Origin of the sequence: Kluyvera sp. EC_51 (genome assembly GCF_019584505.1) — a bacterium.
GTDB lineage: Bacteria > Pseudomonadota > Gammaproteobacteria > Enterobacterales > Enterobacteriaceae > Kluyvera > Kluyvera sichuanensis.
This window is the reverse complement of sequence record NZ_VDAG01000009.1, coordinates 25,880-36,520: the sequence shown is the minus strand read 5'-3', so window position 1 is coordinate 36,520 and position 10,641 is coordinate 25,880. Positions and strand designations below refer to the sequence as shown.

General features: G+C 57.2%; 13 protein-coding genes and 2 pseudogenes. 6 read left to right on the top strand and 9 right to left on the bottom strand.

All coding sequences use genetic code 11. The features are described 5' to 3' along the window. Window positions 1–485: pseudogene (locus tag FHC49_RS03480) on the top strand (IS1 family transposase); the annotation flags it as partial. Between the two features lie 135 nt (window positions 486–620). Here FHC49_RS03480 and FHC49_RS03475 read toward each other — a convergent pair. The 8 genes from FHC49_RS03475 to merT all read right to left on the bottom strand — a co-directional run bounded on the left by FHC49_RS03475 (window position 621) and on the right by merT (window position 5,035). Beyond that, on the bottom strand, window positions 621–1,178 hold the full coding sequence (locus FHC49_RS03475; protein WP_001162010.1) for a recombinase family protein: 558 nt from the start codon (window positions 1,176–1,178) through the stop codon (window positions 621–623). A 129-nt stretch (window positions 1,179–1,307) separates the two neighbouring features. Further along, complete coding sequence (locus FHC49_RS03470; protein ID WP_000993245.1) at window positions 1,308–1,520, bottom strand: DUF3330 domain-containing protein; 213 nt, start codon at window positions 1,518–1,520, stop codon at window positions 1,308–1,310. Between the two features lie 65 nt (window positions 1,521–1,585). Beyond that, on the bottom strand, window positions 1,586–1,822 hold the full coding sequence (gene merE, locus FHC49_RS03465) for a broad-spectrum mercury transporter MerE (RefSeq protein WP_001087807.1): 237 nt from the start codon (window positions 1,820–1,822) through the stop codon (window positions 1,586–1,588). Then, window positions 1,819–2,184 carry a mercury resistance co-regulator MerD gene (gene merD / locus FHC49_RS03460; RefSeq protein ID WP_001277466.1) on the bottom strand — a complete coding sequence of 122 codons (366 nt, stop codon included), beginning with the start codon at window positions 2,182–2,184 and terminating at the stop codon, window positions 1,819–1,821. The genes merE and merD overlap by 4 nt, the downstream gene beginning before the upstream one ends. Window positions 2,185–2,201: 17 nt before the next feature. Next, window positions 2,202–3,887 (bottom strand): mercury(II) reductase, encoded by a 1,686-nt coding sequence (gene merA, locus FHC49_RS03455; protein ID WP_094166768.1) that lies wholly within the window; start codon window positions 3,885–3,887, stop codon window positions 2,202–2,204. A gap of 38 nt (window positions 3,888–3,925) precedes the next feature. After that, window positions 3,926–4,351, bottom strand: a complete 426-nt coding sequence (gene merC / locus FHC49_RS03450) for an organomercurial transporter MerC (RefSeq protein ID WP_000522996.1) — start codon at window positions 4,349–4,351, stop codon at window positions 3,926–3,928. Between the two features lie 27 nt (window positions 4,352–4,378). Further along, on the bottom strand, window positions 4,379–4,654 hold the full coding sequence (merP, locus tag FHC49_RS03445) for a mercury resistance system periplasmic binding protein MerP (protein ID WP_000732275.1): 276 nt from the start codon (window positions 4,652–4,654) through the stop codon (window positions 4,379–4,381). Between the two features lie 15 nt (window positions 4,655–4,669). Continuing rightward, window positions 4,670–5,035: a mercuric ion transporter MerT gene (gene merT, locus FHC49_RS03440; RefSeq protein ID WP_001294656.1), complete on the bottom strand. Its 366-nt coding sequence runs from the start codon at window positions 5,033–5,035 to the stop codon at window positions 4,670–4,672. A gap of 71 nt (window positions 5,036–5,106) precedes the next feature. On the opposite strand from merT, the gene merR (FHC49_RS03435) reads away from it, so the two are divergent. The 4 genes and pseudogenes from merR (FHC49_RS03435) to FHC49_RS03420 all read left to right on the top strand — a co-directional run. Next, window positions 5,107–5,562, top strand: a complete 456-nt coding sequence (merR, locus tag FHC49_RS03435; protein ID WP_001166628.1) for an Hg(II)-responsive transcriptional regulator — start codon at window positions 5,107–5,109, stop codon at window positions 5,560–5,562. A gap of 132 nt (window positions 5,563–5,694) precedes the next feature. After that, window positions 5,695–6,150, top strand: a complete 456-nt coding sequence (gene merR, locus FHC49_RS03430) for an Hg(II)-responsive transcriptional regulator (protein WP_001166628.1) — start codon at window positions 5,695–5,697, stop codon at window positions 6,148–6,150. Between the two features lie 198 nt (window positions 6,151–6,348). Continuing rightward, complete coding sequence (locus FHC49_RS03425; protein WP_000427620.1) at window positions 6,349–7,353, top strand: IS110-like element IS4321 family transposase; 1,005 nt, start codon at window positions 6,349–6,351, stop codon at window positions 7,351–7,353. A 277-nt stretch (window positions 7,354–7,630) separates the two neighbouring features. Further along, window positions 7,631–7,858 (top strand): annotated as a pseudogene (locus tag FHC49_RS03420) (IS1 family transposase); the annotation flags it as partial. A 200-nt stretch (window positions 7,859–8,058) separates the two neighbouring features. Here the strand turns inward: FHC49_RS03420 and FHC49_RS03415 are convergent. After that, a complete protein-coding gene (locus tag FHC49_RS03415; protein ID WP_220438721.1) occupies window positions 8,059–9,609 on the bottom strand; it encodes a methyl-accepting chemotaxis protein in 1,551 nt (516 codons plus the stop codon). Between the two features lie 144 nt (window positions 9,610–9,753). On the opposite strand from FHC49_RS03415, the gene FHC49_RS03410 reads away from it, so the two are divergent. Further along, the gene (locus tag FHC49_RS03410) at window positions 9,754–10,524 is read left to right on the top strand and encodes a TraX family protein (RefSeq protein ID WP_220438719.1); all 771 of its coding nucleotides are present in this window, start codon (window positions 9,754–9,756) and stop codon (window positions 10,522–10,524) included. Window positions 10,525–10,641 lie beyond the last annotated feature (117 nt).

Sequence of the window (10,641 nt, the reverse complement as noted above, 5' to 3'; positions counted from 1 at the left end):
CTTCTGTTTCTATCAGCTGTCCCTCCTGTTCAGCTACTGACGGGGTGGTGCGTAACGGCAAAAGCACTGCCGGACATCAGCGCTATCTCTGCTCTCACTGCCGTAAAACATGGCAGCTACAGTTCACTTACACCGCCTCTCAGCCCGGTACGCACCAGAAAATCATTGATATGGCCATGAATGGCGTTGGATGCCGGGCAACCGCCCGCATTATGGGCGTTGGCCTCAACACCCGGTACGCACCAGAAAATCATTGATATGGCCATGAATGGCGTTGGATGCCGGGCAACCGCCCGCATTATGGGCGTTGGCCTCAACACGATTTTACGTCACTTAAAAAACTCAGGCCGCAGTCGGTAACCTCGCGCGTACAGCCGGGCAGTGACGTCATCGTCTGCGCGGAAATGGACGAACAGTGGGGCTATGTCGGGGCTAAATCGCGCCAGCGCTGGCTGTTTTACGCGTATGACAGGCTCCGGAAGACCGGCCCACAGAATGATGTCACGCTGAAAATGCCGGCCTTTGAATGGGTTCATGTGCAGCTCCATCAGCAAAAGGGGATGATAAGTTTATCACCACCGACTATTTGCAACAGTGCCGGATTGAGCGGCGTGGCATGGTCAGTCTTCCCGCAGGTACTGGTACAAGGTTTCGCGGCTGATGCCGAAGTCACGGGCCACCAAGGTTTTCTGGTCGCCTGCCGCAACTCGCCGTTTCAACTCGGCAATTTGTTCGCTGTTCAGCGATTTCTTTCGTCCCCGGTAGGCCCCGCGCTGCTTAGCCAGCACGATTCCCTCGCGCTGACGTTCGCGGATCAGAGCGCGCTCGAACTCAGCAAAGGCTCCCATGACCGACAGCATCAGATTGGCCATCGGTGAGTCCTCGCCGGTGAACGTTAGCCCTTCTTTGACGAACTCCATGCGCACGCCCCGTTGTGTCAGCCCTTGGACGATGCGGCGCAGGTCATCAAGGTTGCGTGCCAACCTGTCCATGCTATGCACCACCACGGTGTCGCCCTCGCGGACGAAGGCCAGCAGCCTTTCAAGTTCGGGACGTTGTGTGTCCTTGCCTGAAGCCTTATCGGTGAATACCTTGCCGACTTCTATTTGTTCCAGTTGTCGATCAGGATTCTGGTCGAAGCTGCTGACGCGAACGTAGCCGATACGTTGACCTTGCAAGATGCCTCCAAAGGTAAAAATGTCAGGATGAAATCTATTACCCTTGGCTGAGTGTGTCAATAAATATAAATTAATACCCTACTCTGACGTTGTTTGTGCTCAACATCTGACATCAGGTTAGGGTATGCCTCAATCTGACGGCTGCGAACCGCCAGGGACAGGCGCAATGTCAGATTCTGTCGCGGCCTTGGCGCGTGCCTGGAAGCGTTCATAGCAATCCAGCCCGCAGAAATGTTCGACGTATTCCGCGCCTTCCGGGGTGAAGGCGGCATCGAGCGGAATTTCTTTGCAGCATACGCAGCAGGTGGTGCAACTGGCAGTGTTCGGGGCGTTTGCGTTCATGGTGGTACTCCTCCAGATTGGTAGCGAAGCTCAAAGCTGCCCACTCTCGGCTGGCTGGGAAGCGGTCATGATCTTCCCTTGAAGGCCCGCAGCAGCCGCGTCACAGACAGGACAAACAAGCCGGTCAGCGTGAGGGCTGCAATACCCCAGTGCTCCCCGATGAACGCGCCGGCCGTCGTGCCGGCTAGCACAATGGCGAGAATCGGCAAATGGCAGGGACAGGTGAGCACGGCCAGCGCGCCCCACAAGTAGCCGGTGATCGGTTTGTGCGTCTCAGACGGCAAGTGCTCTGGGCTGTTCATGGCAGACTCTCCGCGTGCTGTGCCGGTTCGGTTGGCATGGCGGCCAGTTGCATTTCGAGGCTGGCCAGGGCCTCGCGCCGACGCTCGACGAGTTGCCGCAACACGGCAAGCTGCGCAGACGCACCGTCACCGTCCGCAGCATCCAGCGCCCGGCACAGCCGCGCCAGTGCGTCCAGGCCGATACCCGCTTCGAAGGCAGCCCGTACAAAGCGCAGCCGTTGCAACGCGGTGTCATCGAACAAGCCGTAGCCGCCCGTGGTGTACGCGACCGGCCGTAGCAATCCGCGCAGCAGGTAGTCGCGCACGATATGCACGCTCACCCCGGCATCAAGGGCCAGCCGGGACACTGTGTAGGCGCTCATTGAACACCTCCTTTTCCTCATCCGGCGCAGCACGAAAGCTGCTTCACGTCCTTGCTGAAGGTCTGCGCCGCGAGCTTCAGCCCTTCGACCATGGTCAGGTAGGGGAACAATTGGTCGGCCAGTTCCTGCACGGTCATACGGTTGCGAATGGCGAGCACCGCCGTCTGGATCAGTTCACCCGCTTCCGGGGCCACCGCTTGCACGCCGATGAGCCGTCCGCTACCTTCCTCGATGACCAGCTTGATGAAGCCGCGTGTGTCGAAGTTGGCAAGCGCACGCGGCACGTTATCCAGTGTTAGCAGGCGACTGTCGGTCTCGATCCCGTCGTGATGTGCTTCCGCCTCGCTGTAGCCCACGGTGGCGACCTGCGGGTCGGTGAACACCACGGCCGGCATTGCGGTCAGGTCCAGGGCCGCATCGCCGCCAGTCATGTTGATCGCCGCACGAGTGCCGGCCGCTGCCGCCACATAGACGAACTGCGGCTGGTCGGTGCAGTCGCCGGCCGCGTAGATGTTCGGGCTACTGGTGCGCATGCCCTTGTCGATGACGATGGCCCCCTGCGCATTGACGGCTACCCCCGCCGCTTCCAATGCCAGGCTGCGCGTGTTCGGTGTCCGGCCGGTGGCGACCAGCAGCTTGTCGGCGCGCAATTCACCGTGCGTGGTGGTCAGCACGAATTCACCGTCCATATGGGCGACCTGGCTGGCTTGCGTGTGCTCCAGCACCTCGATGCCCTCGGCACGGAAAGCGGCTGTCACCGCCTCGCCGATGGCCGGGTCTTCACGGAAGAACAAGGTATTGCGCGCCAGGGCCGTGACCTTGCTGCCCAGCCGGGCAAAGGCTTGCGCCAGCTCCAGCGCCACCACCGACGAGCCGATTACGGCAAGGCGTTCGGGAATGGTGTCGCTCGCCAGGGCCTCGGTGGAAGTCCAGTAGGGTGACTCTTTCAAGCCCGGAATCGGCGGGACCGCCGGGCTGGCACCCGTGGCGACCAGGCAGCGGTCGAACATCACGACGCGCTCGCCACCCTCGTTCAAACTAACGATAAGGCTCTGGTCGTCCTTGAAACGCGCTTCACCGTGCAGAACGGTGATGGCTGAATTGCCGTCCAGGATGCCTTCGTACTTGGCATGACGGAGTTCTTCGACACGGGCCTGCTGCTGGGCCAGCAGCCGCTCGCGCAAGATCGTCGGCGGTGTGGGTGGCATGCCGCCGTCGAATGGGCTTTCCCGGCGCAGATGGGCGATGTGGGCGGCGCGGATCATGATCTTGGACGGCACACAACCGAAGTTGACGCAGGTGCCGCCGATGGTGCCGCGCTCAATCAGCGTGACCTGCGCGCCTTGCTCGACGGCCTTCAGTGCTGCCGCCATCGCGGCTCCACCGCTACCAATGACGACGACCTGCAACGGGCGTTCGTTGCCACTGGGCTTATCAGCGGCCCCTATCCAGCCGCGCATCTTGTCGAGCAGGCCGGCGCGGTTGTCCGTCGGTGGCGCATCGGCAAGCGTTGCCTCGTAGCCCAGTCCGGCCACGGCGGTAGTCAGCGCATCCGATGACGTGCCCGCCTCAATGGCGAGTTGCGCTGTGCCCTTCGGATAGGACACCAGCGCCGATTGCACGCCGGGCACTTTCTCCAAGGCTTCCTTGACGTGAGCCGCGCACGAGTCGCAGGTCATCCCGGTGATTTTCAGGGTGGTCATGTATTTTTCCTTTTCTGTGGTGGCTACGGCTGTTGCCGTCAGCCACGTTGTTCTGGCAATTCACAGCTGTCCGGCCCGCAGCGGCGATGTGCTGGCGAGATGAAATCCCAGACCGACACCCCAACCATCAAGGCCAGGCCGACATAGAGCAGTCCACCGCTCTGCCAGCCGTAAGCCCGCATTAAAAACACCGCTGCCAGCACCAAGATCGGGCCTATCGTGCCGAGCGCCGTGCGTCGCCACTGTCGATGATTGAGCCAAGCGATAGCATTGGCGAGTAACGCGATGCCGGCGAACATCGGCAGCAGGATGCCAATGAATAGCCCCTCGTACTGGCTCAAGAAGCCCAGTCCGATGGCCGCGCCAAAGCTGGCGATGGCAGGAAAACAGGCGGCGCAGCCCATCGCGGAAACGACGCTGCCGAGCGCGCCGGTTTTGCCAGCGATGCGCGTGATGAGTCCCATGTGTCGCTCCCGAGTTCGGTTAACGGATCAGCGTTTGAGGCTGGACGGATAGCCCGCGTCCTCGGTCGCCTTGGTCAACTTCTGGACGTTGGTCTTGGCATCGTCGAAGGTGACGACGGCCTGGCGCTTGTCGAAACTTACGTCGGTCTTGCTCACGCCCTCAACCTTGGAAAGCGCGTGCTTGACAGTGATCGGGCAAGAGGCGCAGGTCATGCCAGGCACGGACAGCGTGACGGTCTGGGTGGCGGCCCACACGGGGGCAACAACGGCAGCGAGGGCGAGGGCGGCAAACAGTTTTTTCATGATGAACTCCTGTGATTAATAGAAAAATGGCATGACGTAGGGAAATCCGAGCGAGACCAGGACCAGCGCGGCCACGATCCAGAAAATGAGCTTGTAAGTAGCTCGCACTTGGGGAATCGCGCAGACCTCACCCGGTTTGCAGGCTTGCGCCGGGCGGTAGATGCGCCGCCAGGCGAAAAACAGCGCGACCAGCGCTGCGCCGATGAAGATCGGGCGATAGGGTTCCAGCACCGTCAGGTTGCCGATCCATGCCCCGCTGAACCCCAAGGCGATCAAAACCAGCGGCCCCAGGCAGCAGGCCGACGCAAGAATGGCGGCCAGCCCACCGGCGAAGAGCGCGCCGCGCCCGTTTTGTGGTTCAGACTTTTGTGGTTCAGACATACGCTTGTCCTTTCAAATTTGGTTTGGATAGCTTAAGCTTACTTCCGTAGTTATGTACGGAGTCAAGCGATATGCAAATTAATTTTGAGAATCTGACCATTGGCGTTTTTGCCAAGGCGGCCGGGGTCAATGTGGAGACCATCCGGTTCTACCAGCGCAAGGGCCTGCTGCCGGAGCCAGACAAGCCCTATGGCAGCATTCGCCGCTATGGCGAGGCGGATGTAACACGAGTGCGGTTCGTGAAATCGGCCCAGCGGCTGGGCTTTAGCCTGGACGAAATCGCCGAGCTACTGCGGCTGGAGGATGGCACCCATTGCGAGGAAGCCAGCGGCCTGGCCGAGCACAAGCTCAAGGATGTGCGCGAGAAGATGGCCGACTTGGCACGCATGGAGGCCGTGCTGTCTGAACTGGTGTGCGCCTGCCATGCGCGGAAAGGGAACGTTTCCTGCCCGCTGATTGCGTCACTGCAAGACGGAACGAAGCTCGCTGCATCGGCGCGGGGGAGTCACGGGGTGACTACGCCTTAGCGTGCTTTATTTTCCGAATTCTGAGACGACCCCTTGTTGAAAGTGCGACAAAAGAGATAGGGCGAATGACTATACTTCGCTCATAGCTGCCCGTCATGCCAGCTCAAAAAATAGGCTTAACGTAGGATATTTATGCAAATTAATTTTGAGAATCTGACCATTGGCGTTTTTGCCAAGGCGGCCGGGGTCAATGTGGAGACCATCCGGTTCTACCAGCGCAAGGGCCTGCTGCCGGAGCCAGACAAGCCCTATGGCAGCATTCGCCGCTATGGCGAGGCGGATGTAACACGAGTGCGGTTCGTGAAATCGGCCCAGCGGCTGGGCTTTAGCCTGGACGAAATCGCCGAGCTACTGCGGCTGGAGGATGGCACCCATTGCGAGGAAGCCAGCGGCCTGGCCGAGCACAAGCTCAAGGATGTGCGCGAGAAGATGGCCGACTTGGCACGCATGGAGGCCGTGCTGTCTGAACTGGTGTGCGCCTGCCATGCGCGGAAAGGGAACGTTTCCTGCCCGCTGATTGCGTCACTGCAAGACGGAACGAAGCTCGCTGCATCGGCGCGGGGGAGTCACGGGGTGACTACGCCTTAGCGTGCTTTATTTTCCGAATTCTGAGACGACCCCTTGTTGAAAGTGCGACAAAAGAGATAGGGCGAATGACTATACTTCGCTCATAGCTGCCCGTCATGCCAGCTCAAAAAATAGGCTTAACGTAGGATATTTAATGAGATGGTCACTCCCTCCTTCCCGGTACTATGCTGAGGACAGGCTTTCATTCGGAGAACTATCATGGAAAACATTGCGCTCATTGGTATCGATCTGGGTAAAAACTCTTTCCATATTCATTGCCAGGATCGTCGCGGCAAGGCTGTTTACCGTAAAAAATTTACACGGCCAAAGTTAATCGAATTTTTGGCGACATGCCCCGCTACAACCATCGCAATGGAAGCCTGTGGTGGCTCTCACTTTATGGCACGCAAGTTGGAAGAGTTGGGGCATTTTCCTAAGCTGATATCACCACAATTTGTCCGTCCATTCGTTAAAAGTAACAAAAACGACTTTGTCGACGCCGAAGCTATTTGTGAAGCTGCATCGCGTCCGTCTATGCGTTTTGTACAGCCCAGAACTGAATCTCAGCAGGCAATGCGTGCGCTGCATCGTGTCCGTGAATCCCTGGTTCAGGATAAGGTAAAAACAACCAATCAGATGCATGCTTTTCTGCTGGAATTTGGCATCAGCGTTCCACGAGGAGCTGCCGTTATTAGCCGACTGAGTACCCTTCTTGAGGACAATAGTTTGCCTCTATACCTCAGCCAGTTATTGCTGAAATTACAACAGCATTATCACTATCTTGTTGAGCAGATTAAAGATTTGGAATCCCAGTTGAAACGAAAGTTGGACGAAGATGAGATTGGACAGCGCTTGCTGAGCATTCCCTGCGTCGGAACACTGACAGCGAGTACTATTTCAACTGAGATTGGCGACGGGAAGCAGTACGCCAGCAGTCGTGACTTTGCGGCGGCAACAGGGCTAGTGCCTCGACAGTACAGCACGGGAGGTCGGACGACATTGCTGGGAATTAGTAAGCGAGGTAACAAAAAGATCCGAACTTTGTTGGTTCAATGTGCCAGGGTATTCATACAAAAACTGGAACACCAGTCTGGCAAATTGGCCGATTGGGTCAGGGATCTACTGTGTAGGAAAAGCAACTTTGTCGTCACTTGTGCTCTGGCAAACAAGCTGGCCAGAATAGCCTGGGCCCTAACGGCACGACAGCAAACTTATGTAGCATAACGGCAGAAATACACCGGTTTAAAGAATCACTGATCTGGTTTTGCGAATACTGATATTGATGATACTAACGGCCCACCGGCCTGTTGAGGAACCTGTAAAACGGAAAGGCTCATTGAAGCCGTATATTTTCTGGAGGTTCATCAGGCGCGGAACTCATCGAGGCGCGGGAATAAAATCCCATTCAGACGCCGGATAGATTCAAGCAAGCCAATTTATCGTCAAAATCGGTGTTGCAAAAACGGGAGTGACCATAGATTCCGTTTTCCAAGCGGACCTCTTTGAGGTCGTGGTATGGATGACGGATGGCTGGCCGCTGTATGAATCCCGCCTGAAGGGAAAGCTGCACGTAATCAGCAAGCGTTACACTCAGCGAATTGAGCGGCATAACCTGAATCTGAGACAACATCTGGCAAGGCTGGGACGGAAGTCACTGTCGTTCTCAAAATCGGTGGAGCTGCATGACAAGGTCATCGGGCATTATCTGAACATAAAACACTATCAGTAAGTTGGAGTCATTACCAGAAAATGCGCTGGCGTGATACCGCGCATGAACATCAAGCATAGACCAGGAAAATTAATGTGAGATGGGTCACTGCGAAGGGTGCGAACTGTATTACCGGGTAGCGGCTACGCCTTACCCGGCCTACAGAAACGTAGGCCCGTGCAAGCGCAGCGCCGCCGGGCATTAAGGGCTACAGGGAGGAATTATGCCGGTTCCGGCAGTCTGAAGCTGGCGATGCTCTGGGTCAGGTGTTTCGCCTGCTCTTCCAGCGAGGCGGCCGCGGCCGCGGACTCCTGCACCAGGGCGGCGTTTTGCTGGGTGACGCCGTCCATCTCGGTTACCGCCTGGCCGACCTGGCCGATGCCACGGCTCTGCTCTTCCGACGCCACCGAGATCTGCTCCATCAGCGCGTTCACCTTATTGACCGAATTGATAATGGCATGGATCACCTCCCCCGAGCGATTCACCAGCTGAGAACCGTTTTTCACGCTGGAGACCGACTGGGCGATCAGGTTTTCGATATCCTTCGCCGCCACGGCGCTCTTCTGCGCCAGGGTACGGACTTCCGTTGCCACCACCGCAAATCCCCGTCCCTGGGTGCCGGCGCGGGCGGCTTCAACCGCGGCGTTCAACGCCAGAATATTGGTCTGGAAGGCGATGCTGTTAATCACGCTGGTAATATCTTCGATACGCTGGGAGTTAGCGGCGATGGTGTTCATGGTCTCGATCACCTCGCGGGTCACGGCCTCCCCCGTGCGGGCGTTATTCACCGCATCCTGCACCAGCTTCCCGGCCTGATACACATTGTCGGTATTATTGGCGACGGTAGCGCTCAGCTGCTCCATGCTGGCGGCGGTTTCCGTCAGGGCTGACGCCTGCTGCTCGGTACGCGAGGCCAGATCGATGTTGCCGGAGGCAATTTCCTGCGAAGCGTAATTGACGGTACGGCAGGCTTCACGCACCTGAGAGATAGTCTCCAGCAGGGCCAGACGCATCTGCTCCATCGAGCCCATCAGCAGATCGATTTCGTTGTTCGAGCCCGCTTTTTGCGGCACCGCTTCCGTCAGCTGACCGGCAGCGATCTGGCTGCAGTGCGCCCGCGCCAGGTTAATCGGGGCAAAGACAAACCGCTTCATCAGTACGCTCACGCCGATAATCACCACCACAAACAGCGCAGCAAAGGCGGCAATAATGGCTAAGCCAGAGGCAAAGTGGGATCGCGCATCGTCATTCAGCTGTTTCGCGTATTTCTGGTGCACGGAGAGCACCTGGTCGAGGACGATTTCGTACTGGCGGTCGAGACGGGAGATCTGCGGGATCAGGGCATCAAATTTTGCCGCGTCATGCGCCGAGGCCGCATCAATCAGCGGTGCCAGTCCCTGATTACGGTAGGCAAGCCAGGCGTCGTCGTAATTTTTCACTAACGGAGCTTCATCCGCCAGACGCGGCGCGGCATTAAAGGCGGCAAACGCGCCATCGGCCTTGGTCAGCGCCAGCTTTACCGAGTCCAGCTTCTCCGCAAGACCGGCGGTATCTCCGCTCTCCGCCTGCTTCATGTACTCCATGACCCGCACGCGCAGGGTACGGCTGTGGTTAATGGGATCGATAATGGATAACACCACCTGGATCTCTTTATTCACGTTATCCAGTGAATCATTGCTTTTAATGGCCAGCCAGACATTGGTTGCGGCACTGGCAACAAAGAAAAACAGCAAAGCGAGCAGAATGGCAAGGGACGACTTTTTCAACGACATAACTACCTCAGATATAAAACTGTCTAAAGTGTTATCGGCATCCGCCCCTTAATATTGAATTAAAGTTAGGCTATTTGCATTCTAGGGTTGGAGTTCATCCATTCTAACCCTTGATTCTTAGTCGGAGTCCAAAGGGGAACAGTAATGAGCGATCTATCCGCAATACAGCGCCGGACGTTTCGTTTAAATATCCTACAGTTGAGTCCTCGGTCACTCGATACGATAAAGCTTGTTGCGTTTCTGGCGATGCTGCTCGATCACTTCAACACGCTATTCCTGTCGCCAGCTCGCCCCGAGATGTATGCGATCGGCCGGATGGCCTTTCCACTGTTCTGCCTGGTATGGGCCATAAACATACAGAGAACGCCCGAGAAACTCCCGCTGCGCGCGAAACGTCTATGGAAGTGGGCAATAATCACCCAACCCATTTTTTATCTGGCGTTCAACAAACACGACCCGTGGTATGCGGCCAATATTCTGTTCGTTTTTGCGGTCGGCACGCAGCTGCTGGCGTGGATGCACTTACATGGAAAAAAAGGACTTCTCCGTTGCGGCCTTCTTATTCTGGCAAGTCTGCCATTGCTGGCGCCAGCCAGTTACGGCCTTCAGGGACTGGTACTGGCCCTTTCACTGGCAATTTGGTTGTCACCAGTTTTCAACGAGAAGAATATCATTCCAGAGACGTTGATATCCGCTGCGCTGCTGACTCTGAACGGTGTTGCTCACATCGGAACACAGCCGGCAAATACTCTGCTCTACGCCGTATTGCCTACGGTGATCTTACCTCTGGCCACAATCTCAGTTGCACAGAAAGTCTCGCTCAAAAACGACAAACGGTTCATGCCACGCAACTTCTTTTACGTATCTTATTTTGGCCATTTACTGCTATTTGGCGTGCTCACTGCGACCTTTTAATACGTGCGATGCCGCCGCCAACTGTTTGATGCGCTACGCGCATGGGAGCGCAGCGATACGACCGCGCAGTATTGCGCGGGGTTTTTCTTTTCCGGCTCCGGGGTGAGCCTGGCGCTG